21 protein-coding genes are annotated in these 24,107 nt (G+C 69.5%); 6 read left to right on the top strand and 15 right to left on the bottom strand.

From position 1 onward, the window contains the following. Positions 1-12: 12 nt before the first annotated feature. Genes FHS44_RS16965 through FHS44_RS16950 form a run of 4 tightly spaced genes read right to left on the bottom strand, consistent with a single transcriptional unit; the run spans position 13 to position 2,006 of the window. Positions 13-657, bottom strand: a complete 645-nt coding sequence (locus FHS44_RS16965; RefSeq protein ID WP_184715709.1) for an SRPBCC family protein — start codon at positions 655-657, stop codon at positions 13-15. Further along, entirely contained in the window at positions 654-1,022 is a 369-nt protein-coding gene (locus tag FHS44_RS16960) for an ArsR/SmtB family transcription factor (protein WP_184715707.1), read from the bottom strand. The genes FHS44_RS16965 and FHS44_RS16960 overlap by 4 nt, the downstream gene beginning before the upstream one ends. A gap of 32 nt (positions 1,023-1,054) precedes the next feature. Then, positions 1,055-1,468, bottom strand: a complete 414-nt coding sequence (locus FHS44_RS16955; RefSeq protein ID WP_221460916.1) for a DUF5360 family protein — start codon at positions 1,466-1,468, stop codon at positions 1,055-1,057. Beyond that, a complete protein-coding gene (locus FHS44_RS16950) occupies positions 1,458-2,006 on the bottom strand; it encodes a TetR/AcrR family transcriptional regulator (protein ID WP_184715705.1) in 549 nt (182 codons plus the stop codon). Before FHS44_RS16950 ends, FHS44_RS16955 begins: the two co-directional genes overlap by 11 nt. A gap of 75 nt (positions 2,007-2,081) precedes the next feature. On the opposite strand from FHS44_RS16950, the gene FHS44_RS16945 reads away from it, so the two are divergent. Next, on the top strand, positions 2,082-2,393 hold the full coding sequence (locus FHS44_RS16945) for a DUF5709 domain-containing protein (RefSeq protein WP_184715704.1): 312 nt from the start codon (positions 2,082-2,084) through the stop codon (positions 2,391-2,393). A 13-nt stretch (positions 2,394-2,406) separates the two neighbouring features. Here the strand turns inward: FHS44_RS16945 and FHS44_RS16940 are convergent, their stop codons facing one another. Beyond that, complete coding sequence (locus FHS44_RS16940; RefSeq protein ID WP_184715702.1) at positions 2,407-3,051, bottom strand: HAD family hydrolase; 645 nt, start codon at positions 3,049-3,051, stop codon at positions 2,407-2,409. A gap of 135 nt (positions 3,052-3,186) precedes the next feature. On the opposite strand from FHS44_RS16940, the gene FHS44_RS16935 reads away from it, so the two are divergent. After that, positions 3,187-3,816 carry a Uma2 family endonuclease gene (locus FHS44_RS16935; protein ID WP_246435608.1) on the top strand — a complete coding sequence of 210 codons (630 nt, stop codon included), beginning with the start codon at positions 3,187-3,189 and terminating at the stop codon, positions 3,814-3,816. A 13-nt stretch (positions 3,817-3,829) separates the two neighbouring features. Here FHS44_RS16935 and hrpA read toward each other — a convergent pair whose 3' ends face one another. The 3 genes from hrpA to ppgK form a co-directional block, all read right to left on the bottom strand. Next, on the bottom strand, positions 3,830-7,702 hold the full coding sequence (gene hrpA / locus FHS44_RS16930; RefSeq protein ID WP_184715698.1) for an ATP-dependent RNA helicase HrpA: 3,873 nt from the start codon (positions 7,700-7,702) through the stop codon (positions 3,830-3,832). 160 nt (positions 7,703-7,862) lie between these two features. After that, positions 7,863-8,432 (bottom strand): hypothetical protein, encoded by a 570-nt coding sequence (locus tag FHS44_RS16925; protein WP_184715696.1) that lies wholly within the window; start codon positions 8,430-8,432, stop codon positions 7,863-7,865. Positions 8,433-8,564: 132 nt separating this feature from the next. Further along, entirely contained in the window at positions 8,565-9,299 is a 735-nt protein-coding gene (gene ppgK, locus FHS44_RS16920) for a polyphosphate--glucose phosphotransferase (protein ID WP_184715694.1), read from the bottom strand. Between the two features lie 129 nt (positions 9,300-9,428). On the opposite strand from ppgK, the gene FHS44_RS16915 reads away from it, so the two are divergent. After that, positions 9,429-9,911: a hypothetical protein gene (locus tag FHS44_RS16915; RefSeq protein WP_184715692.1), complete on the top strand. Its 483-nt coding sequence runs from the start codon at positions 9,429-9,431 to the stop codon at positions 9,909-9,911. Between the two features lie 7 nt (positions 9,912-9,918). Here FHS44_RS16915 and FHS44_RS16910 read toward each other — a convergent pair whose 3' ends face one another. After that, positions 9,919-11,556 carry an ABC-F family ATP-binding cassette domain-containing protein gene (locus tag FHS44_RS16910; protein WP_184715690.1) on the bottom strand — a complete coding sequence of 546 codons (1,638 nt, stop codon included), beginning with the start codon at positions 11,554-11,556 and terminating at the stop codon, positions 9,919-9,921. 290 nt (positions 11,557-11,846) lie between these two features. On the opposite strand from FHS44_RS16910, the gene FHS44_RS16905 reads away from it, so the two are divergent. Both FHS44_RS16905 and FHS44_RS16900 read left to right on the top strand, forming a co-directional pair. After that, positions 11,847-12,590, top strand: coding sequence for a hypothetical protein (locus FHS44_RS16905; protein WP_184715688.1), 744 nt, complete (start codon positions 11,847-11,849; stop codon positions 12,588-12,590). Between the two features lie 284 nt (positions 12,591-12,874). Then, the gene (locus tag FHS44_RS16900; RefSeq protein ID WP_184715686.1) at positions 12,875-13,681 is read left to right on the top strand and encodes an SAM-dependent methyltransferase; all 807 of its coding nucleotides are present in this window, start codon (positions 12,875-12,877) and stop codon (positions 13,679-13,681) included. Positions 13,682-13,715: 34 nt separating this feature from the next. Here FHS44_RS16900 and FHS44_RS16895 read toward each other — a convergent pair whose 3' ends face one another. The 3 genes from FHS44_RS16895 to FHS44_RS16885 all read right to left on the bottom strand — a co-directional run bounded on the left by FHS44_RS16895 (position 13,716) and on the right by FHS44_RS16885 (position 17,667). After that, positions 13,716-14,708, bottom strand: a complete 993-nt coding sequence (locus FHS44_RS16895; RefSeq protein WP_184715685.1) for an ATP-binding protein — start codon at positions 14,706-14,708, stop codon at positions 13,716-13,718. A 119-nt stretch (positions 14,709-14,827) separates the two neighbouring features. Next, entirely contained in the window at positions 14,828-16,009 is a 1,182-nt protein-coding gene (locus FHS44_RS16890; protein WP_246435607.1) for a family 2 encapsulin nanocompartment cargo protein polyprenyl transferase, read from the bottom strand. A 272-nt stretch (positions 16,010-16,281) separates the two neighbouring features. Continuing rightward, on the bottom strand, positions 16,282-17,667 hold the full coding sequence (locus tag FHS44_RS16885) for a family 2B encapsulin nanocompartment shell protein (protein ID WP_184715684.1): 1,386 nt from the start codon (positions 17,665-17,667) through the stop codon (positions 16,282-16,284). 363 nt (positions 17,668-18,030) lie between these two features. Between FHS44_RS16885 and FHS44_RS16880 the strand changes: the two genes are divergently transcribed. Continuing rightward, entirely contained in the window at positions 18,031-18,912 is an 882-nt protein-coding gene (locus FHS44_RS16880; protein ID WP_184715683.1) for an NAD(+)/NADH kinase, read from the top strand. 21 nt (positions 18,913-18,933) lie between these two features. Here FHS44_RS16880 and FHS44_RS16875 read toward each other — a convergent pair whose 3' ends face one another. The 3 genes from FHS44_RS16875 to recQ all read right to left on the bottom strand — a co-directional run bounded on the left by FHS44_RS16875 (position 18,934) and on the right by recQ (position 24,104). Then, a complete protein-coding gene (locus FHS44_RS16875) occupies positions 18,934-20,178 on the bottom strand; it encodes a hypothetical protein (RefSeq protein ID WP_184715682.1) in 1,245 nt (414 codons plus the stop codon). A 221-nt stretch (positions 20,179-20,399) separates the two neighbouring features. Next, entirely contained in the window at positions 20,400-22,001 is a 1,602-nt protein-coding gene (locus tag FHS44_RS16870; protein WP_184715681.1) for a glycosyl hydrolase family 18 protein, read from the bottom strand. A 222-nt stretch (positions 22,002-22,223) separates the two neighbouring features. After that, positions 22,224-24,104, bottom strand: coding sequence for a DNA helicase RecQ (gene recQ / locus FHS44_RS16865; RefSeq protein WP_312863684.1), 1,881 nt, complete (start codon positions 24,102-24,104; stop codon positions 22,224-22,226). Positions 24,105-24,107 lie beyond the last annotated feature (3 nt).

Raw genomic sequence — 24,107 nt, 5'->3', positions numbered from 1 at the left:
GATCACCGTAATTCAGGCTTCGGGCTCCTGCGGAGGGGCGTAGAAGGCAGTTGTACGGCTCTCCGCCGCCCGGGCCTCTGCCTCGTCGGTGCCCGCCGCCACGCTCGCCTCACGCCAGCCCTGGCTGCTGAGCGCGATGAACCGCCTGCCCTCCTCGGAGAGCGTCCAGGCCAGCCCGTCCTCCTGACTCACGGCCTGGCCCGACGACAGGTGCAGGGCGAGGCCGACGAGCGCCAGGTCCCAGCCGACGCCGACCGCCCCCGGGCCGAACTGGGCCCAGAGGTCGTCACCGACCTGGGCGATGTGCTCCAGCGTGAAGCGCGTCCCACCGCCGGGCTCGGCGTCGAGGCTGACCTCGATCCAGCTCATCCCCCCGCCGAACTCCCAGGTCGCGGTGAAGCCCCTGGGCGGGTCACACGTCTCGATCACGCCGCCCGCGTTGCCTTCGAGCTGGTAGCGGCCCTTCAGCCGCAGGTCGCCCGAGATCGGCAGGAACCACCTGGGGATGCGCTCGGGGTTGGTGCAGGCGTCCCAGACGTCCTCGATGGAGGCGTCGTAGGTCTGGCTGATGGCGGTGACCCGGGCCTCTCCCTCGTCGAGCACACGGGTGCCGACGCGACGCCGTACCGCGTTGATCTGGTGGGTTGTCTCGATCATGAACTGCTCCTGTCGTCGTTTGGGGGCTCTTGTCCGGCCAGGCGGCGCTCGCGCCTGCCCCGGGCCAGCTCGGTGGCCAGGGCGTCCAGACGCGGGGCCCAGAAGCCGCGGAAGCGGCCGAGCCAGGCGTCCAGGTCCCGCAGGGGTTCGTACCGCACGGTGTAGAAACGGCGGGTCCCCTCGGGGCGCACGTCCGCGAAACCGTTGTCCCGCAGCACCCTGAGGTGCTGGGAGACGGCGGGCTGCGAGATCTCGAACTCCCGCTGGATGACCGCGCACACCGCACCCGAGGTCATCTCGCCGTCGGCGAGCAGCTCCAGGATCCTGCGGCGCACCGGGTCACCCAGCACATCGAACGCGTGCACGAGAAAAAACTATCGACAGTCGCTTATATAAGTCAATCCCGATATATACGGCGAGTGAGCCCGGCGAGGCGGACGATCGCGGGCAGCGGGAACAGCAGCAGATAGAGGTTGGGGATCCACCAGGCCAGGGAGAAGTCCCCGCGCAGCGTCCAGAAGGCGACGGCCATCAACCCGGAGGCCGAGGTGAGGACCAGCGAGACCAGCATCAGCCGCTCGGCCTCGGGCACTCCCCGGCGCAGCAGGTGGAGGCTGAGCAGGCCGGTCGCGCTGGCGAGCAGGTCGATCCAGAGGAACGACCAGTTCCACGCGACCATCAGCGGGTTGGCGTAGTCGGCGAAGGCCCAGGCCGCAGGGACGAGCCCCAGCCCCGTCACCGAGAAGTAGACCAGGAACCCCACGTCGGTGAGGAGCATCAGCCTCCTGGTCACCGCGATCTCACCGGCCACTGTCGATCATCTCCAGGAGGTGACGGCGGACGCGCCCGTGCAGGTCAGCATCGGGTACGGCCAGGCCGAGCAGCCGAGCCGCCCACCAGCCGTCGACGGCCAGCCGCACGAGGGTGGCCACGGCCGGATCGACCCCGTCCTCGGTCAGCCTGCGCTGCCAGGCCGCGTAGCGCTCCCGCAGCGGCGCCAGGCCCGCTGGATCGACGAGCACCCCGGCGAGCAGGGCGGCGGTGATCCGGTCGGCGGGCAGGCTCTCGGCGGGCTCCGGGGTCTCCGGGATCGTCGCCGTGACGTAGGCCCGCAGCACGTCGCCGGGACGGTCTCCCGCGTCGGCCAGCGCCGCGTCGAAGGCCCCGACCAGGCGCTCGACCATCCCGGCGACCAGGGCCTGTTTGGTGGGGAAGTGGTAGAACAACCCACCCTTGGAGACCCCGGCGCGGCGCGCGACGGCCTCCAGGGTCAGCGACTCCGCCCCCTCGGTGAGCAGCACCTCGGCCGCCGCGTCGAGCAGCCGGTCCTTCGAACTCGGTCGTGGCATACCTGAAACTATACCGGCCAACCGGTACAGTTTCGAGTGCGGGATTGCATCTCGCAAAACGGGTAGGGCGGGAGTATGAGTGAGATGCCTCCGGACCGTGAAGGTCTGAGCGACGAGCAGGCGACCGAGGTCGAGGGGTGGACCGACGACCTCGGCTTCGACCACGAGATCCTCCCGGACGACCCCGAGCACCGGGACACCCTCGACGAACGCCTCTGGCGTGAGGCGCGCGACCGCGAGCACACCCCGCGCCCCGAGGACCGACTCGTGGCGCCGGACGAGGGCATCGGCCCCGACGAGACCTCGGAGGAGTACGCCACGGACATCGGCCCCGACGGCGGCGACCTGTCCGCAGAGGAGCGCGCCATCCACATAGAGCCGGACTGACCCGGCCCGGGGTTCAGGAGAGGGCTTTCACCAGCTCCGGGAAGCCGTGCACCACATGGTCGGCCAGGGCCGCCTCGGGGCGCAGCGCGTGCAGGTGGCCCCACGGCCCCCTGCGGATCAGCGCCGTGCGCATGCCCGCCGTACGGGCAGGCAGGATGTCGTTGTCGAGCCGGTCGCCCACGTAGAGGATCTCGCCGGGCTCGCGCCCGCAGACCTCCCCCACCCTGGTGAAGAACGCCGGGTCGGGCTTGGCGATCCCCCAGCCGTCCGAGGTGTGCACCGAGTCGACAGGAAGGTCCATCGCGACCAGCGCGTCGTAGGCCTGCGGCGGCTGGTTGCCCGCGACGACCAGCTCGTAACCGAGGTCACGCAGCGCCGCCAGGCCGGGCCGTACGTCCGGATAGAGGTCGTCGGCGTCGAAGTTGACCCGCAGTCCGTCCGGGTCGTCCCGCCGCCAGGCCTCCTGCTCGGCCTCGACGTCGAACCCGGGCCGCAGGAGCTGGAAGGCGTCCTCGAAGGACCTGTCGAGCGCGGCCATCCCGCCCAGCACCCCGAGCATCGTGAACCGGGTGACCCCCAGCCGATCGGCCCACCGCGACCAGATCCGCGTCTCGTCGACCAGGGTCTCCCCCACATCGAACACCACGGCCTTGACCACGACACTCCCCCTTCGATCGGCCAGCCGATCCTACTTTCCGCCTCCCTTCTGAGGGCGGATCCGCATGTCCTTCCGCCCCCGGGTAGTTCATGGAACACTCACAGTGCCTGTTCGGACACGAAGGGATACAGGTCGATGGTCATGACAGCCCCGCAGCGATCCGCTCAGCACCGCGCCCTCGGCAAGCAGCCCGCCTCCCGGAAGCCGGAGGAGCAGGGTGACCCCGGCACACCGAGGGAGCTCTTCGAAGCCCTGCCCCCCACTCTCCGCCTTCGCGCCGAGATCGTCGACGGGAACCTCATCGTGAGTCCTTCCGGCATCCCCCAGCATGGCCGCATCGCCATGCGCCTCGCCTTCGCGCTGTTTCCCCTACTGGAGAAGCACGACTGGGAGAGCTTCGTGGGAAACGTCGACGTGTGCATCGAGGGGCCGAGAGACACCGTCGTTCCCGACTACTGTCTGGCTCCGGTGGACGCGCCGCTCTGGGGAGAGCGCGAGCTGCTCTCCTCCGGGTTGATCATGGCGGCCGAGGTGGTCTCCGCGGGAAGCATGGAGATGGACCGCGCCACGAAGCCCAGGATCTACGCGGGCGGCGGGATCCCGATCATGCTGATCATCGACCCCGTCGCCTCACCTCCGACGGTGACGATCCTCAGCGACCCCGAGGACGGCGCCTACCGGAGCATGAACCACGTCCAGTTGGGCAAGCCGGTCAGGCTTCCCTCCCCCGTCGACTTCGACCTCGACACCTCGATCTTCCTCTGAGGCCTCCGGCCGCTCACAGTTTCTCCATTGCCTTGCGGATGCGTTTGTCGGAGATCGAGTACGGCGTGCCGAGGGTTTGGGCGAAGTAGCTGACCCTCAGTTCCTGGATCATCCAGCGGATCTGGCGGACGTCGTCGCCGGTACGGCGGGCGGGAGGAAGCTTCTCCACCAGCTCGTGATACTCGTCCTCGATGTCGTGGACCCGGTGCATGCGCTCCTCGTCGCGGAAGCGGTCGTCGGGCAGCTTCTCCAGGCGGCGCTGGGCGCCCCTGAGGTAACGCAGCAGGTCGGGCAGGCGCCGGTAGCCGGTCTCGGTGACGAAGCCGGGATGGATGAGATCGTCCACCTGGTCGCGGATGTCCTCAACGGCCGGGGTCGAGGCGCCCTCGGGCAGCAGGGTGACGACCGTGTGCCAGACGGCGAGGATGTCCCTGACCCTGTCGACCACCTCGGCGGTGGTGTCGAACAGCTCCGCGCGGACCTTGTCGTGCAGGGTCGTGAAGGCGGGGCCGTCCCACACCGGCCCGCCGTACCTCGTCATCAGCTCGTCGGTCGCGCAGGCGACGCAGTCGTCGAACAGGGCGACGGCACCGGCGTGCGGGCTGCGGCTGAGCGCGAGTTTCGCCTGGTTGTCCAGGCGGCCGAGCACCCACTTGACCGGGGAGGGGGTGTTGAGCAGCAGGAGCTTGCGGGTGCCCTCCCACATGGCCCTGCGCTGCTCGACCTCGGTCTCGAACATCCGCACGGCCACGGTGGCGCCCTCGTCGGCAAGGGCGGGGTAGGCCTTCATCCTGCGCTGCTCGAAGGTCTTTGGCAGCTCCCCCACGTTCCAGGTGGTCAGGCCCGAGCGTTCGAGGCCGTCTGCCGCCTTGGAGAGGGTCTGGCGCAGCCGGGGGGCGAGCTTGCGTTTCAGCTCGGCCAGGTCTTTGCTCTCGGCCAGCTTGTGCTTGCGGCCGTCGACAACCCGGAAGGTGATCTTCAGGTGGTCGGGGACCAGGTCGGGCTGCCAGGCCTCCCTGGGCACCTGGATGCCGGTCAGGTTGAGCAGTTCCCGCTCCAGCACCGCGAGCAGCGGCTCCTGGGTCGGCTTGGCCCGCTGGAGCACCTGCTTGGCGTAGTTGGGGGCGGGCACGAAGTTGCGGCGGACGTGCTTCGGCAGCGACCGGATGAGCGCGGTGAGCAGTTCTTCGCGCAGGCCGGGGATCTGCCAGTCGAAGCCCTCGACGTTGACCTGGTTGAGCAGGGAGAGCGGGATGTGCGCGGTGACGCCGTCGGCGTCGGTTCCCGGCTCGAACTGGTAGGTCAGCGGGAAGCGCAGACCGCCCTGGCGCCACACGTCGGGGTAGTCGCGCTGGCTGACCTCGCCCGCCGCCTCGCTGATCAGCATCGACTTCTCGAAGCTCAGCAGGTCGGGCTGGTCGGTCCTGGTCTTCTTCCACCAGAGGTCGAAGTGGCGTCCCGAGACGACGTCGGCGGGGACGCGCTGGTCGTAGAAGTCGAACAGCGTCTCGTCGTCCACGAGGATGTCGCGGCGCCTGGCCCGCTCCTCAAGCTCCTCGACCTCTTCCAGGAGCTTGCGGTTCTCCTTGAAGAAGGCGTGGTGGGTCTCCCAGTCGCCCTCGACCAGGGCGTGCCTGATGAACAGTTCCCGGCTCAGCTCCGGGTCGATGCGGCCGTAGTTGACCTTGCGCTGCACCACGATCGGCACGCCGTACAGGGTGACCTTCTCGTAGGCCATCACGGCGCCCTGGTTCTTCTCCCAGTGCGGCTCGGAGTAGGTGCGCTTGATCAGGTGCGGGGCGAGCGGCTCGACCCACTCCGGCTCTATCTTGGCGTTGACCCTGGCCCAGAGCCTGGAGGTCTCGACCAGCTCGGCGGACATCACCCACAGCGGCTGCTTCTTGGCCAGCGCCGAGCCGGGGAAGATCGCGAAGCGGGCGTTGCGCGCGCCGATGTACTCGGTGATGGGCCTGCGGGGGCCGTCGTTTGTGGTCTTCCTGTCGATGTCCTTGACGCCGACGTGGGACAGCAGGCCGGACAGCAGTGAGATGTGGATCTTCTGCTCGTCACCGGGGGTGTCGCTCTGCGCGACGCCGAGCGACTTCGACATCTGGCGGAGCTGGCTGTAGACGTCCTGCCACTCGCGTACGCGCAGGTAGTTCAGGAACTCGCTCTTGCACAGCCGCCGGAAGGCGCTCGACGACAGCTCCCGCTGCTGTTCCTGAAGGTAGTTCCACAGGTTCAGGTAGGAGACGAAGTCCGACTCCTTGTCCGCGAAGCGGCGGTGCTTCTCGTCGGCCGCCTGCTGCTTGTCCGCGGGCCGTTCCCTGGGGTCCTGGATGGACAGCGCGGCGGCGATGACCATGACCTCGCGGACGCAGCCGTTGCGGTCGGCCTCGATCACCATGCGCGCCAGCCGGGGATCGACCGGCAGCCCGGCGAGCTTGCGGCCGAGCGGGGTCATCTGCCGGGACTGGTCGAAGGCGCCGAGTTCGAGCAGCAGGTCGTAGCCGTCCCTGACCTGGCGCTGGTCCGGCGGCTCGACGAACGGGAAGGCCGCGATGTCGCCGAGGCCGATGGAGGTCATCTGCAGGATGACGGAGGCGAGGTTGGTGCGCAGGATCTCCGGGTCGGTGAACTCGGGCCTGGTGACGAAGTCGTCCTCCTCGTACAGGCGGATGCACACGCCCTCGGAGACACGGCCGCAGCGTCCCTTTCGCTGGTTGGCCGACGCCTGGGAGATCGCCTCGATCGGCAGGCGCTGGACCTTGGTGCGGTGGCTGTAGCGGGAGATCCGGGCGAAACCGGGATCGACGACGTACTTGATGCCCGGCACGGTCAGCGAGGTCTCGGCGACGTTGGTCGCCAGCACGATCCTGCGCCCGGAGTGCCGCTGGAACACCCGGTGCTGCTCGGCCGCCGACAGCCTGGCGTACAGCGGCAGCACCTCGGCGTCCTTGCGTCTGGACAGCGCGTCGGCGGTGTCGCGGATCTCCCGCTCGCCGCTCAGGAAGACCAGGATGTCGCCCGGCCCCTCCGCGCACAGCTCGTCCACGGCGCTGCTGATCGCCTGGATCTGGTCGTCGTCCTCGCCGAGAGGGCGGTAGCGGACCTCGACGGGGTAGGTGCGCCCGGAGACCTCGATGATGGGCGCGCCGCCGAAGTGCTTGGAGAAGCGCTCGGGGTCGATGGTCGCCGAGGTGATGACGACCTTGAGGTCGGGGCGCCTGGGCAATAGCTGCTTGAGGTAGCCGAGGATGAAGTCGATGTTGAGGCTGCGCTCGTGGGCCTCGTCGATGATCAGCGTGTCGTACTGGGCGAGGTCGCGGTCGCTCTGCAGCTCGGCCAGCAGGATGCCGTCGGTCATCACCTTGACGAGGGTGTCGTCGCCGACCTGGTCGGTGAAGCGCACCTTGTATCCGACGGCCTCGCCCAGCGGCGTGTCGAGCTCCTCGGCGACGCGCTCGGCCACGGTCCTGGCGGCGATCCTACGGGGCTGGGTGTGCCCGATGAGGCCCCGGACGCCCCGGCCCAGCTCAAGGCAGATCTTCGGAAGCTGGGTCGTCTTGCCGGAACCCGTCTCCCCGGCCACGATCACGACCTGGTTGTCGCGGATCGCCTCCAGGATGTCGTCCCTGCGCTGGCTGACCGGCAGCGCCTCGGGATAGGTGATCACGGGCACGGCGGCTCTGCGGTCGGCGACCCTGCGCTCCGCCCGCTCGATGTCGGAGGTGATCTCCGCGGCGATCTTCTGCTGCGCCGCGCGGTTCCTGACCCGGCGCGCGCCGTCGAGCCTGCGCCGCAGCCGTCGCTGGTCACGCAGCGTGAGCTCGGGCAGGCGTGCCTGGAGTTCGGCGAGTGGAGATGTCAACGGAGGCGTTCCCATACTGCGACCAGAATACGTTCGGCCCGAGGGGCACGGACCAACCGCCCATCGTGCCCGAGGCGGCCCCCCGCCGCACTCCAATATTCCCCTATCTTCCGGTACGGCCCCAGCCTCGCCTTGTCCGGGTACGGCCTCAGCCCCGTCTTGTTCGGGTACGGCCTCAGCCGCGTCGCACCGGGCCGCGTCGTCGCATCAGCGCCAGGGCCCCGGCGCCCGCGATCATCACGGCCGCGCCCGTCTCCCAGCCGGGGGTGAAGCCCGGTTCCCGGTGCCGGGGAGCCGTCTCCCAGCTCTCGACCGCCCGGGCCGCCCCCCTGGCCAGGGCCAGGCCACCCCCCAGACCGCCCCCACCGCCGCGCCGGCCGTACCCGTCCACGACGTAGAACTCGCCGTAGAGGGTGCCGCCGTCACCCCGGCAGCCCACCTCGACCGTGTGCGGGCCGCCCCTGGCGCCGTAGTCGATCTGCGCCCAGCCGACGGCGACGCCCGAGTCGTCCTCCTCAAGCTCGGGCTCGTTCTGGAAGGCGTCCGACCGGGCGTAGGCGGGTCCCCGGCAGTCGTAGGCCGTGATCCTGAGGTCGGCGCCGGGCCCGGCGCGGTACGGCGAGAGCCGTACCTCCTCGCCGCCCTCCCCGTCCGCCACGGCCGTCCCCGCCGTCCCGGTGACCGCGAGGGCGGTCATCCCGGCGACCACCACCCAGCGGGCCAGCACGCAAGTCGACTGCAACACGTCTCCCCCAGCAGATGCGATCTTGCCAACTCCCGCTACCTACCCAGGCCAGAGGGCGTGTCCGTCAAAGGAAGATCCAAATCTTCGCGGCCTTTCCGGCATATGACACTGTTGTGGATCTTCAACGGCTATCTAGGGCGCGGCGGCGGCCATCGCGGCTCCCACGATGCCCGCCTCGTTCTGCAGGGTCGCCGGGACGACGCGGGTGTTCACCTTCACCAGCGGCAGGAACTTATCGGCCTTCTTGCTGACCCCGCCCCCGATCACGATGAGCGAGGGAGAGAACAGCGCCTCGACGTGACGGAGATACTCCTCGACCCGTGCCGCCCACTTGCCCCAGCTCAGCTCGTCCTTCTCCCTGGCGTGGTCGGAAGCCCGCTTCTCGGCCTCCTTGCCCCTGAGCTCCAGGTGGCCGAGCTCGGTGTTGGGCACCAACTGGCCGTTGACGAACAGCGCGCTGCCGATGCCGGTGCCGAAGGTCAGCATCAGCACCACCCCGCCCTGCCCCCTGCCGATCCCGACCTCCATCTCGGCCACGCCCGCCGCGTCCGCGTCGTTGAGCACCACCGTCGGCAGGCCCGTGACCCCGGCGAACAGCGCCCGCGCGTCCGTGCCGATCCACTCGTGGTCCACGTTCGCCGCGGTGCGCGCGACGCCGTCGATCACGACCCCGGGGAAGGTGACCCCCACCTGACCGGTCCAGCCGAAGTGCCTGACGATCTCCGCGACCACCTCGGCGACCGCCTTCGGCTTGGACGGGATCGGGGTGGGGATCCGCAACCGCTCCTGGGTCAGCTCCCCCCTGGCGATGTCCACCGGAGCCCCCTTGATGCCCGACCCGCCGATGTCGATTCCCAGCGTCTCCATGACGACCTCCTCCTGTTCCGGGCTCTTCCCCCCGGCACGTCCCTGATACTCGCTTGCAGTGGGCGGTCAACCGGTTTGAAAGCGGCCCGGCCGAAACTGTGGACACCACCGCAGGAAAGGATCGCTCCGATGACGATCACCCGGGCCTTCGCCGGTCTCGCCGCCGCCACCGCCCTCGCTCTTTTCGCCGCCCCCGCCGTCGCGAGCGCCGCGACCGTCTCCCAGGAGACCGCCGCCACCGCCTGGGGTCCCTACGACTCCGCCGGGCACCGGGCCCGGGCCGCCGGTTCCCTGACCGTCTCGGGCGAGGACCACGCGGACCTCCCGGTCGCCGCGAAGGCCCGCGTCACCGGCAAGGTCCACGACAGGACCAAGGACGCCTCCTGCGGCTGGGTGGTCTTCCGGATCACCTACCGGACCGCCGACGGCAACCTGCCCTTCAAGCAGCGCGGGATCCGCAACTGCACCTACGGCACGCCCAAGTCCTTCACGTTCACCGACAAGAACGTCTACGAGATCGAGACCAAGGTCTGCTCCGAGGCCAAGGCCGCCAAGCCCTCGCTCAACTGCGTCTACGGCGGCACCTGGAAGGTCGTCTACCTGTCGAAGTGAGCGGCCCTCAGCGTTCGGTCACCCGGCCCTCGGTGACGTGCAGGTGCCTGGTGGTGCGCACGGCGCCGAGCATCCGGCGGTCGTGGGTGACCAGCAGGAGCGTGCCGGGGTAGGAGGCGAGCGCGGACTCAAGCTGCTCGATCGCCGCCAGGTCCAGGTGGTTGGTCGGCTCGTCGAGAACGAGCAGGTTGACCCCTCTGGCCTGCAGCAACGCGAGCGCGGCCCTGGTTCGCTCCCCGGGTGACAGGGTCGCGCCCGTACGCGTCACGTGGGCCGCGCGCAGGCCGAACTTGGCCAGCAGCGTCCGCACGTCCGCCGGGGTCATCCCGTCGGCCGCCGCCGCGAAGGCGTCCGCCAGGGGCTCCTCCCCCAGGAACAGGCCGCGCGCCTGGTCGATCTCACCGACGACCACGCCGGGGCCGAGTGAGGCGTCGCCCTCGTCCGGCGGGATCCGGCCGAGCATGGCGGCCAGCAGCGTGGACTTGCCGGAGCCGTTGGCCCCGGTGATCGCCACCCGCTCGGCCCAGCCGATCTGCAGGTCCACCGGCCCGAGGGTGAAGGGGCCGCGCCGTACCACCGCGCCGCGCAGGGTCGCCACGACCGCTCCCGCCCTGGGCGCGACCGCGATCTGCATCCGCAGCTCCCACTCCTTGCGGGGCTCCTCGACCTCGTCGAGCCGTTCGATCATCCGCTCGGTCTGCCTGGCCTTGGCGGCCTGCTTCTCCGTCGCCTCGGTACGGAAGTTCCTGCCGATCTTGTCGTTGTCCTGCGCCTTGCGCCGGGCGTTCTTGACGCCCTTCTCCATCCAGGCGCGCTGCATCCCGGCCCGCTGCCTGAGCGAGCTGAGCGTGTTCGCGTACTCCTCGTACTCGTCGCGGGCGTGCTGCCTGTCGAGCTCACGTTCGGCGAGGTAGGCCTCGTAGCCGCCGCCGTAAGAGCGGATCCGCCGCTGGGGCAGGTCGATCTCCACGACCCGGTTCACGGTCCTGGCCAGGAACTCGCGGTCGTGGCTGACCAGGACCGTGCCCGCGCGCAGCCCCGTCACGAAGCGTTCGAGCCGTTCGAGACCGTCCAGGTCGAGGTCGTTGGTCGGCTCGTCCAGCAGGAAGACGTCATAGCGGCTGAGCAGCAGCGAGGCCATCCCCGCCCGAGCCGCCTGGCCGCCGGACAGCGCCGTCATCGGCCGGTCGAGCCCGGCTTCGAGGCCCACCTCGGCGACGACCTCCCGCGCGCGTTCCTCAAGGTCGGCGCCGCCGAGCGTGAGCCAGCGCTCCAGGCTCACGGCGTAGTCGTCGTCGGCGCCGGGACGCCCCTCGACCAGCCCCTCGGTCGCGGCGTCCAGGTCGCGCTGTGCCTGGGCGACCCCGGTGCGCCTGGCCAGGAACGTCGCGACCGTCTCGTCCTGCCTGCGCTCACGCTCCTGCGGGAGGTAGCCGACCACGGCGGTCGGCGGGCTGAGCCGTACCGACCCGTGCTCGGGGGGCAGCGTCCCGGCCAGGATGCGCATCAACGTTGACTTGCCCGCGCCGTTCACCCCGACCAGGCCGACCACGTCGCCGGGGGCGACGACCAGATCCAGGCCGGAGAACAGTTCGCGGTCGCCGTGCCCCGCGGCGAGATCCTTGGCGACGATCGTGGCGCTCATGGGGGAAACGCTATCCGTGATCCCCCGCCGGGCCGTACTCCATCACGGACAAAAACCCCAAACACGCCTATTCCCGACAAATCGGACAAGATTTACTTCGAGGTCGAAGAAAGGGACGACTTACCTTCATCGCCTTGACCTGCGGGTTTACCGACAAACGTTACTCCGAGGCAACTTTCTTCGGGCTTTTTCAAGATTTGTAGCAACTTTTGCACCTAGCAGCCTGTCTTATAGAGGTGGAAGCGATCGCCCCTGATCGTTTTCGGCAACGGGGAAAAGGAAACGTCTTCATGAAACGAATCACCGTCGGTCTACTGTCCGCAGCCCTGGGCGGCTCCCTCCTGCTGGGCGCGAGCCCGGCCTCCGCCCAGCGTGCGTCCCTCAGCGTGCACATCGACAGCGTGAACCCCAACCCCGTCGTGGTGACCGAGGGCCACGACACGAACGTCACGGTCGAGGTCCGCACGACGGAGGCGACCCGCGTCGAGCTCCGCCTCAGGCCCGCCGTCAACACCCTCGCCGCGCAGGACGCGCCCGAGGCCAAGCTCTTCCACGAGGGCGACCTGTGGCGCTTCAGCACGCGCTTCGACAGCGATGACATCGAGGGCCGCTGGCTCGCCATCGCCGACGCCTACGACAAGGACGGCAAGAAGCTCACCGACCAGGTGAACTTCTCCGTCAAGCACGAGCAGGCCAGGAAGGCCGAGACGCGCATCGCCAGCTTCCGCGTCAGCCCCACCGCGGTCCGCAAGGGCCGCTCGGTCTACTTCACCGGCCGCCTTGAGGTCCGCGACCGCCGCCACTGGGCGGGCGTGCGCAACGAGGAGGTCGGGATCTACTTCCGCACGCGCGGCTCCAGCGCCTGGAAGTGGGTCGCCTCGACCGACACCGGCTGGCGTGGCCAGTTCCGCACCAAGGCCCGCGCCACCCGCGACGGTGAGTACCGCGCCGTCTTCGAGGGCGACCGCAGGCTCGACGACAGCACCAGCCGTTCGGTCCGCGTCCGCGTCTGGGGCGGAGGCTGGCACCGCTGACCCTGCGAGGTCTCCGGTCACAGGCGGCGCCCGCCCCCTTCGGGCGGCCCCGTGTGATGGCGCGGAAGCCCGGGACACCCCGGGCTTCCGCCCCTTTTTCGCGTCAGGACGACACCTCCGGCGCGACCCCGCCGCGACACCGTCGTGGTAGCGCTCCCACATCTTCCCAGGTACGGCGGACGCAAGTCCGGTAATGCTTGCTGCTGAAAATATTGCCTATGACTACACATTGGGCATTACGCTCAGGCTAGAGATCTTCACGACTGTCCAGGCGGAGGGTGAACGTGGCCGACGAAGAGTGGACGCAACGCGGGATCGACGTCAACACTCCAAGCGTCGCCAGGTTGTACGACTACTACCTTGGCGGGAAGGACAACTTCCCCGCCGACCGTCTCGCCGCCGAGGAGATCCTCGCCTCCGTTCCCCAGGTGCGCACCGCCGCCAAGGAGAACCGCGCCTTCCTCGGCAGGGCCGTCAGGTTCCTCGCCCGCGAGGGCATCGACCAGTTCCTCGACATCGGCACCGGACTGCCCACCCAGGGCAACGTCCACGAGGTCGCGCAGGAGATCAACCCGGAAGCCCGGGTCGCCTACGTCGACCACGACCCGATCGTCCTGGCGCACGCCAGGGCCCTCCTGCGGGGGGCGAAGGGAGAGGTCAGGGTCGTCTCCGGCGACCTGCGGCGGCCCGAGGAGATCCTGGAATCCCCCGAGATCCGCGACCACCTGGACCCCTCGAAGCCCGTGGCCCTGCTCCTGGTGGCCATCATGCACTTCATCACCGAGGCCGACGACCCCCGGCGCATCGTCGCCACGCTCAGGGACGCCCTGCCCTCGGGAAGCTATCTGGTCCTCTCCCACGGCACCCACGACGACCGCTTGGAGGCCGCGAGGAAGGGCACGGAGGTCTACAAGCGGGCCAGCTCACCGCTCGTCCTGCGGTCGCGGACTGACATCCGGCGGTTGTTCGACGGGTTCGACCTGGTCAGGCCGGGGCTCGTCTGGCTGCCCGAGTGGCGCCCCGACGACTTCCCGATCTACGACGACCCCTCGGAGTCGCTGATCGTGTGCGGCGTGGGCAGGAAGCCCTGACACCGCGCCCGCGGCGCCCCGGGAGAGAGGCCGGTCAGGCCGGGGAGCCCGCGGCCGTGATCTGGGGTCCGAAGACGAAGTCGGGGTCGATCTGGGCCGCCAGATCCTCTCCCGTGGCCCGGTTCGCCCAGGCCCGCGCGTTGCGCAGATGGAACTCCACCGTCTGACGGCCGAAGCGCTCCCAGTCCTTCTCCCGGCCGTCCACCGCCTCCAGCAGTGTCCCAAGGCCGGAGGAGACCTCCGGCTCCAGGTCCTCCAGCCCGAACGGCCGGCCCTGCTCCATCCCGCGCACCACACCCGAGTGCCCCAGGCACACCAGCAGGTCCGAGCCCACGTGCTCGCGCAGGAACGCCACGTCCTGGGGGCTTTGCACCTTGTTGCCGACCACCGCGACCGCCACCCCGTAGTCGGCGGCGTACTCCCGATACTGCCGATACACCCCCACCCCCTGGCGGGTCGGCTCGGCCACCAGGAACGTCAGGTCGAACCGGGTGAACAACCCCGAGGCGAAGGAGTCGGCCCCGGCCGTCATGTCCACCACCACGTACTGCCCCGGCCCGTCCACCAGATGGTTCAAATACAGCTCGACCGCCCCCACCTTGGAGTGGTAACACGCCACCCCCAGATCGGACTCACCGAACGGCCCCGTCGCCATCAGCCACGGCCCGTACGGCGCCGCCACCGCGAACTCCTCATGGATCGGGTCCGTCGTGGGGAGGCCGGTGACGGCGGCGGGCGGCAGGTCCAGCAGCCGCGAGCCCCAGCCTGGTGGGGTGGTCTTGACCATCGCGGCGGCCGAGGAGATGCGCGGGTTGTCGCCCCGCAACCACTCCTTGATCTCCGTCAGGTGCGAGCCCATCGGGCGGGGAAGCGCCTGATCCTCCATCCCCAGCACCATGCCCAGGTGCTGGTTGATGTCGGCGTCGATCGCCACGACCGGCAGCCCCCGGCTCGCCACATAGCGCGCGAACAGCGCCGACACGGTCGTCTTCCCACTGCCGCCCTTACCGACGAATGCCACCCTCACGACGCCGATCCAATCTGATCCGAGCCAGTCGACAACGAACTTGCGATCAGGTTGCCATCGGCGGTCAAGGCAGGCATACCCCGCACTTGACCATCATCCAGCGGTATGCCCCGAACGGGTCAGCGGTCGCGACGGGTGACAAGCCGGGCGAGTGCCCTCAGCTCGGCGGCGGCCCTGGGGGCGGGGTCGGCCTCGCGCAGGTGGCGCAGCGCGCCGGTCAGCAGTTCGTCGGCCCGTTCCTGGCTCCAGGCCCGGCCGCCCGCGGCCTCGACGAGGTCGGCGGCGTGGGCCAGGTCGGCATCGCTCAGCGGGTGCTCCCGGTGGTAGAGACCCGCCAGCTCACGCCCGGCGGGAGTCTGGGAGGCGAGCGCGGCCACCACGGGCAGGGACTTCTTGCGGCTGCGCAGATCAGAGTAGACCGGTTTGCCGGTCACCTCGGGGTCGCCCCAGATGCCCAGCAGGTCGTCGACCAGTTGGAAGGCCAGCCCCAGATCGGCACCGAAGGCGCGCAGCCGTTCGACCTGCTCCGGGGTGCCGCCGCCGAGCAGGGCGCCGAGCGCGCAGGAGCATCCCAGCAGGGCGCCCGTCTTGCCCGCCACCATGGCCAGGCACTCGGCCAGCTCGACGTCCTGACGCCCCTCGAAGGCCACGTCCGCGTTCTGGCCTTCGAGCAGGTCCTGGATCGCGGCCCCGAAGACACGGGTCGCCTCCTGGGCCGTCGGGTGCCCACCGGCGGACAGGGCGTCGTAGGCCAGCGCCAGCAGGGAGTCTCCGGCCAGGATCGCCGGGCTGATCCCGAAGACGCTCCAGGCCGTCGGGCGGTGCCTGCGGGTCCGGTCGCCGTCCATCACGTCGTCGTGCAGGAGGGAGAAGTTGTGCGCCAGCTCGACGGCGACCGCCGCGGGCAGCGCGGAGGCAGCGCTCGCGCCGACCGCCTCCGCGGCCAGCAGGACGAGCGCGGGCCGGATCGCCTTGCCGCTGTCGGCCCTGGTCGGCCGGGCCTGCTCGTCCCACCAGCCGAAGTGGTATCCGGCGATGTGCCGCATCGAGGAGGGCAGCGTGTCGATCGCGGACCGCAGGACCGGCTCGACCGTGTCACGGCTCCAGCGGAGCACCTCGCCCACCGAGCGGCCCTCCTCGGTGGCCCTCCTGGTCGTCTGGCGGCCCTCCCCTGCCGGTCCGGCCGCCAGGTCCTGCCTGGACGCCGGTCTCCGGCCGGTGGCCGGGGAACACTCCCCGGCCACGGGTCCGGGCATGTCAGCCGTGGTGCTCGCCGTCTGGCCCCTGTCAACCGCCGTCATGTCTTCACGCCCTCGTAGCGGTCGGTCATGAGGTCGAACTCCTCATCTGGCGTGTCCGGGTGGGTGTGCGCGCGTGGAGACCCGTCTCCTGTGGCGTCACACGCGCGCGGGTCCCGGGTGAGCATGCCCGTCCGGTAGCACCCGTATTCGGATGCTACCGGCCTGCACACCCATTTCTCGATATGCGTGAGCGCCATTCTCCGATGAGATTTTCCGCACCCTGGACACGACACGAAGAAAGTGAGGGGCGCGAAAGACCTCATGTCCGGTTCTCAGTGCCCGAGTTCGACGTCTTCCAGGATTCCGAGAGCGTCGGGAACCAGAACCGCGGCCGAGTAGTAGGCGCTGACCAGGTACGAGATAATGGCCTTCTCGTTGATGCCCATGAAACGGACCGACAGGCTGGGCTGATACTCGTCCGGGATGCCCGTCTGGTGCAGGCCGACGACCCCCTGGTCGTCCTCTCCGGTCCGCAGCGCGAGGATCGACGTGGTGCGGCTGCCGGTGATCGGGATCTTGTTGCACGGGAAGATCGGGACACCCCGCCAGGCGGGGACGGTGTGCCCGCCGAACTCGGCGCCGACGGGGTAGATCCCCCTGCGAGTGCACTCCCGGCCGAAGGCGGCGATGGCGCGCGGGTGCGCGAGGAAGAACTGCGTCCTCCTACGGCGGCTGAGCAGCTCGTCGAGGTCGTCCGGGGTGGGCGGGCCCGTCCTGGTGTGGATGCGCTGCTTGAGGTCGGCGTTGTGCAGCAGCCCGAACTCGGTGTTGTTGATCAGCTCGTGCTCCTGGCGCTCGCGCAGCGCCTCGATGGTCAGCCTGAGCTGCTGCTCGACCTGGTCCATCGGGTCGTTGTAGAGGTCGGCGACCCTGGTGTGCACGCGCAGCACGGTCTGGGCGACGCTGAGCTGGTACTCGCGGGGGGACAGCTCGTACTCGACGAACGTGCCCGGCAGGTCGGGCTCACCGCTGTGTCCCGCGGACACCTCGATGGCGGCCTCGCCGTACTTGTTCTGCGGGCCCTTCGGAGTTGTCTCCAGCGCTCGCAGGTGCTCGCGCAGCTCCTGCGAGCGCTCGACGAGCTCGCGGAGGGCGTCTCCCGGCAGGAACAGCGCGGTGCCCGCGGTCTGGGCCTTGACCGTGAAGTCCCAGTCGCCCCGCTGCCCGGTCAGCGCCTCGTCGCCGAAGTGGTCACCCCCGGCCAGCACGGCCAGCACGACCTCGTCACCGTACGGCCCGGCACCGATCTTGTTGACCTTGCCGTGCGCGACGAGCACCACCTCGTCGGCGGGCTCACCCGCCTGGACCAGCACGTCCCCGGCGGAGAAGTCCCGCTGGGTGAAGCGGTCGGCGAGCGCCTGCAGCACCTCGGGGTCGTCGAACTGGCGCAGCGAGGGCAGTTCGCGCAACTCGGCGGGCACGACCCGCACCTCGGAACCGGCGGTGGTGAAGCTCACCCGCCCGTCGCCGAGGGTGTAACTGAGGCGCCGGTTGACCCGGTAGGTGCCACCGGAGACCTGCACCCACGGCAGCATGCGCAGCAGCCACCGGGAGGAGATCTCCTGCATCTGCGGAACCGTCTTGGTCGTGGTCGCGAGATTTCGCGCCGCGTCCACGCCGAGGCTCAGCTGCGACCTTCCGGGATCGAGCTCCGTCACAACACACCGTCCATCCGTAGTCGGATCGAAAAGGGCCGGGAACCTGAATCAGAGAAAAGGAGACCGGGGGGATTGACCGCGACCGAATTCACAGCGCCATTCCGCCCCTGACACGGGGGTTCGGGCACAGGCAGTCGTCGCGGAGCGATCCAATCTTGGTGGTTCGTTAAATAGGTTGTCAAGCATTAAACATCATTCGGTGAAATACAAAAATCGCCATTGTCGGAAAATTCGGATCGAACGGCTATAAAGGATTCTTTGGGCGGAACCCTAAGTCATCATGCGCTGTCCACACATAAGTGATCTTTTACAGGGCGGCCCCGGGTCCGGAGACGGCCGCGCGGCGCGCCGTACAGTGGCGGGATGGGGTTGGTCGAGACGGTCGGACTGGTTCTGCACCCGCGCCGCGACTCGAAGACGGCCATCGACGCCGTCATCGACTGGGCGCGCGGGCGTGGTGTCACGGTGCTCGGCCTGCCTGAGGAGGTCGGGCGCATCGACTGCAGCGCGGTCGCGGTCGACGCCGAGACGCTGGTCGGCAGGGCGGACCTGCTCGTCAGCCTGGGCGGCGACGGCACCATGCTGCGCACCATGCGCCTCATCGCGGGACGGCCGACGCCCATCCTCGGGGTGAACCTCGGCAGGCTGGGATTTCTGCCCGAGATCGACGTCGAGGGGCTGCCCAGGGCGCTGTCGGCCATCGACGGCCACCGCCACACCGTCGAGCCCCGCATGGCGGTCCAGGCCACGCTGCCCGGGGCGGGCACGGTGACCGCGTTCAACGACGTCGCCCTGGTGCGCGTCCCCGGTGACGGGCTCTCGGCGGTCGCGGTCTCCGTCGAGGGGCACCCCTTCGTCAGCTACGCCGCCGACGCCGTCATCGTCGCCACCTCGACCGGATCGACCGCCTACAGCTTCTCCGCGGGAGGCCCCATCGTCTCCCCGACTGTCGAGGGGTTCCTCGTCGTGCCCGCGGCCGCCCACTCGGCGTTCAACCGGGCCATGGTGCTCTCGGCCGACGAGGAGGTCACGCTGGAGCTGCTCCCGGCGAGCGGCACGCTGGCCGTCGAGGTGGACGGCGCGGTCGCGGGCCAGCTGTCCCCGGGAGACCGGCTCACCGTCACGGCACTGCGCGCGGCCGCCTGGGTCGTACGGCTCGGCGACACGACCTTCTACGAGCGCGCCCGCCGCAAGCTCCGCGTCAACGGCAGCGCGGAGGTCGAGGAGCGGGACCCGCCGGTGTGACGGCGGCCCCGCTCCGCGCTCTCAGCCGTGTGAGGAGCCGTTGACGGTGAGGACGCGCTCCTGCTGGGTCTCGATCGCCGGGAAGGTGCCGGTGTCGACGATGCCGTGCTCCTTGAAGGCGGCCTCGATCAGCGCGTGGGCGCGGGGTTCGAGCTTCCACAGGGCGCGGTACTCACGGGCGGTCGCCAGCGAGATGCCGATCTCGTGGGCGATGTCGGAGGCCCTGGGGACGAACTTGCGCTCGATCTGCTTGTCCCAGTACTCCCTGGCGGCGCGCAGCAGGGCCGCGCGCTGGGCGGTGTCGACCACGGGCGCCGGAGAGTCGAGCATCTCGACCTCGCCCTCGTCGTCGTCGTCCATCCCCGCCGCGGGCAGCGCGTGCGCCATACGCGGCTGCTCCTCCTCCGGAGCCCACGGGACCGGCGGGGTCAGGTCGATCAGGGCGGAGGTGTTGTAGAGCGCGCCTATCTGGGACAGCAGCGCCTCCTGGCGGGCGCTGTCGACCGCCAGGCCGGTGTGCTCGACAGCCCGGTCCATCGCCTTGTCCAGCTTGGTGAGCGCGCCGCGCATCTTCCTGTCCGAGGCCCCCGCCTCACGCAGGGCACGGGCGCGCTTGGCCGCGAGCGCGACCCTGGTCAGGCGCCGGTGGGCGTCCACCTCGCTGGCCGTACGGTCGCTGACCTCGGCGAGGCCGACGCGGACCAGCATGCGCTCGGGGGTGAGCCGCCAGTTGATGCGGTGCCGTCCGGTGATGCGGTGCCGTTCGATCGCCATGCCCCGCTCCCACAGCCAGGCGGCGACCAGCGGGGCGGCCAGGCGGAAGACGGCCTCGGCGAGGCTGCGGGCGTCCATGCTGGACAGTACGGCGGACAGACCGGTAAGCGTCCACACGGCGATGCCGTCGATGCCCGCGGAGTAGTTCTCCCGCATGTTGCGGCGGGCCCGCACCGCGCTGGTGATCACCGCGACCTCGATGAACGCGAAGAGCAGCAGCCGCAGCGGGCCGTCGAAGCCGAGCACGTCGCCGGAGAAGCGCCACATGCCCTGGGCGGACACGCCGGTGGCGATGCTGGCGGCCACGATGGTGAGGATGTCCTCGGCCGGGCGGGGCGCGACGTAGCGGTGGAAGAACTGGTTCGCGGCCCGGTAGAGGGCTCTGACCGCGAGGTAGGCCACGCCGAGAAGCGCCAGGCCGATCACACAGATGATGACCGTTACGACCGGTTTGTCCGACGCGAAGGCGGTGATTTCGTCGATGGGGGGCATCTCACTCACTGTCCGTCAGTCTCGATGTCCGACAGGATATGAATGCGATCATTCCAGAATGTCGGCAACTTGTTCGCCAAACAGGGGCCTACGTCCGTGACGAGATCGTACGGAAGTGACGGTCGTGGCCCGCGCGGGGCCTCCCGGGCACACTTTCCGCCTCCGGAAAGGCGAAGGGCCGCCCCCGGACCTCACGTCCGGGGACGGCCCTCGCGGACCGGCTAGCGGCCCTGCAGTGCCTTGACGTTGTCGCCGAAGCTCCAGCTCTTCGACCCGTCCCAGTTGATGGACCAGGTCATCAGGCCCTTGAGCTGACCGCCGAAGGCGTTCCAGCTCTGGGAGACCAGCGAGGGAGACATGTAGCCACCTCCGGCGCCGGGCTGCGCGGGCAGACCGGGAACCTGCTTGTCGTAGGGAACCTTGATCGTGGTGCCCTGGATGACCAGACCGTTGTTCAGGCAGGTGGTCTGGGCGGTGAAGCCCTGGACCGTGCCCGCGGAGTAGGAGTCACCGGAGCAGCCGTACATGCTGCCGTTGTAGTACTGCATGTTCAGCCACCACAGGCGGCCGTTGTCCGCGTACTTCTTGATGATCGGCAGGTAGGCGCCCCAGATGGAGCCGTAGGTCACGCTTCCGCCGGTCACGTAGGCCGTCTCGGGGGCCATGGTGAGGCCGAAGTTGGAGGGCATCTGGGCGAGCACGCCGTCGATGATCCGGATGAGGTTGGACTGCGAGGCGGACAACTGGTTGATGTTGCCGCTGCCGGACAGACCGGTCTCGATGTCGATGTCGATGCCGTCGAAGTTGTACTTCTTCAGGATCGGCACGACGGTCGCGACGAACTTGTCGGCGACGGTGCTGGAGCTGAGGTCGATGCCCGCGGTCGCGCCGCCGATCGACATCAGGATCGTGGCACCGGCGGCCTTGGCCGCGCACATCTCAGCGGGGGTCGAGACCTTGACCGTGGCGTCCATGCCGTCCTCCCACAGCACGGTGCCGTCGGAGCGGATGACCGGGAACGCGGCGTTGATCACGTTGTAGCCGTGCTGGAGGATGCGGGGGTCGTTGATCGGCGTCCAGCCGAACGGCGGGTGCACGCCGTTGATGGCGCCGTCCCAGTTCTCCCAGTAGCCCTGGATGACCTTGCCCGCGGGCCGCGACTTCACCGCGCAGGTGCTGCCGGTGGGCGTGACGGTCGGGGTCACAGTCGGGGTCACGGTGGGCGTCACCGTCGGGGTCACGGTCGGCGTGACCGTGGGCGTCACGGTGGGGGTGACGGTCGGGGTGACCGTGGGGGTCACGGTCGGCGTGACGGTGGGGGTGACGGTCGGCGTCGGTCCGGGCGGGCCCTCGACGCTGATGTCGTCGGCGTAGTAGGTGCCCTGGCCGTACCAACCGTGCAGGTAGATGACCGCGCTGGTCTGGTTGGCGCCGGTGTTGAGGGACACGCTGAGCTTCGTGTACGACGAGGCCGAGGAGGTCCAGGTGGACGAGCCGCCGTTCACACCGAGGTAGACGTAGCTACCGCGCACCCAGGCGCTCACGGTGTAGGCGGAGTTCGGCTTGACGGTCACGGTCTGGGCGCACTGGGCGGTGTCGGAACCGCTGGCCGCGCCGGCGAGCGCGCCGCTGCCGGAGTGCACCGGCGAGCTGACCACCGAGCCCAGCCCTCCGGTACATGACCACGGCGAGACTGATCCGGCCTCGAAGTCCGGGTTCACGACCACGTTGGCCGCGAAGGCCGACGTCTGCGTGATGAGGACACCTACCGCTGCCAGCAGGAATGACACTGCCAGCGCCAGTAGGCGGGGGGTTCGCTTCATGGGGGGTGACCCTTCTGTCGCCCGGCACGACAAGTCGCCGGGCATTGACGACGCGGCGGGTTACGGGCCGCGTTGGTGGGGGCTTGCGAACAACAGGTGCAACGAAACCGAATTATCGAGACAAATTCCGCCAATGTCTACGAAAAGTTCTATTTCGGCACTGACGACTTCATTTCGGCACTGTTGACAAGCGCGTCCCCGCGTGTCAGAGGAGAGCCCCCGTCAGGCCCCTTCCTCCGCGAGGACGTCCAGGATCTCCTGACCGTACTTGGCGAGTTTGTTCTCGCCGACGCCGCTGACCGTGCCCAGCTCCGCCAGGCTCGACGGCATCCTTGCCGCGAACTCCCGCAGGGTCGCGTCGTGGAAGATCACGTACGCGGGCACCCCCTGCTCCTTCGCCGTGGCCGCGCGCCAGGCCCGAAGCCGCTCGAAGACCGGCACCGCCTCCTCCGGCAGGTCCTCCTGGGTCATCCGGCGGGGCTTGGCGCCCTTGGCGCGGGCCTCCCCCTGGGGCTGCTTGTGGAGCTGACGCCGCATCATGACCTGCCGCCTGCGTCCGAGCACCTCGGAACTCGCCTCGGTCAGCAGCAGCGTGCCGTAGTCGCCCTCGACGGTCAGCAACCCCTGGGCCAGCAACTGCCGTACCACGGCACGCCACTCGGCCTCGCCGAGCTCGGTGCCGACGCCGAACACCGTCAGCGAGTCGTGCCTGTGCTGGAGCACCTTGGGCGTGCTCCTGCCCAGCAGGATGTCCACGATCTGCCCGGTGCCGAACCTCTGGCGCCGCTCCCGGTCGAGTCTGAACACGGTGGACAGGACCTTCTGCGCGGCGACCGTGCCGTCCCACGACTCGGGCGGGGTCAGGCAGGTGTCGCAGTTGCCGCACGAGTCGCCCCGCTGGCCGAAGTAGTCGAGCAGGCGAACCCTGCGGCACTCCACGGTCTCGCAGAGCGCCAGCATCGCCTCAAGGTGGGTGCCGAGACGCCTGCGGTGCGCGTCGTCGCCCTCCGAGGTGTCGATCAGCTTGCGCTGCTGCACCACGTCCTGCAGGCCGTACGCCAGCCAGGCCGTCGAGGGCAGGCCGTCCCGCCCCGCCCTGCCGGTCTCCTGGTAGTAGCCCTCGACCGACTTGGGCAGGTCGAGATGGGCGACGAAACGCACGTCCGGCTTGTCGATGCCCATCCCGAAGGCGATGGTCGCGACCATGACCAGCCCGTCCTCCCGCAGGAAGCGCGACTGGTTCTCCGCCCTGGTCCGCGCGTCGAGCCCCGCGTGGTACGGCAGGGCCTGGACGCCGTTGTCCGTCAGGAACTCGGCGATCTTCTCGACCGAGGAGCGCGACAGGCAGTAGACGATGCCCGCGTCGCCGGGGTGCTCGGCGCGGATGAGCTTGAGTAGCTGCCGCTTCGGCTCGTTCTTCGGCTCGATGCGGTACTGGATGTTCGGGCGGTCGAAGCTGGCCACGAAGTGCCGGGCCTGCTCAAGGTTCAGCCGGGAGGCGATCTCGGCGTGGGTGGCCGGGGTCGCGGTCGCGGTCAGCGCGATGCGGGGCACGTCGGGCCAGCGCTCGTGCAGCGTGGACAGCGCCAGGTAGTCGGGCCTGAAGTCGTGCCCCCACTGGGCCACGCAGTGCGCCTCGTCGATGGCGAACAGCGAGATCTTGCCCCGGTCGAGCAGCCGCAGCGTCGCCTCCGTCCGCAGCCGCTCCGGCGCCAGGTAGAGCAGGTCGAGCTCACCCGCCAGGAAGGCCGACTCGACGGAGGCGCGCTCGTCGTAGTCCTGCGTGGAGTTCAGGAACCCGGCCCGCACCCCGAGGGCCCTCAGCGCGTCCACCTGGTCCTGCATGAGCGCGATGAGGGGGGAGACGACGACGCCGACGCCCTGCCGTACGAGAGCGGGGATCTGGTAGCACAGGGACTTGCCGCCACCGGTCGGCATCAGCACCAGGGCGTCGCCACCCCCGACGACGTGGTCGATGATCTCCTGCTGCCCCTGCCTGAACGAGGCGTACCCGAAGACGCGCTGCAGCACCTGTGCCGCCTCGCTCCCCCAGGTCTCGTCCCCGGCGTCGTGGATGTCAGGACCGTTCTCGGAGGTGGGCACCGC

It is taken from the genome of Streptosporangium saharense (assembly GCF_014203715.1).
In the GTDB taxonomy this organism is placed as follows: Bacteria; Actinomycetota; Actinomycetes; order Streptosporangiales; family Streptosporangiaceae; genus Streptosporangium; species Streptosporangium saharense.
Note: the sequence above shows the minus strand (reverse complement) of the source record. Positions and strands in the feature narration are given on the sequence as shown.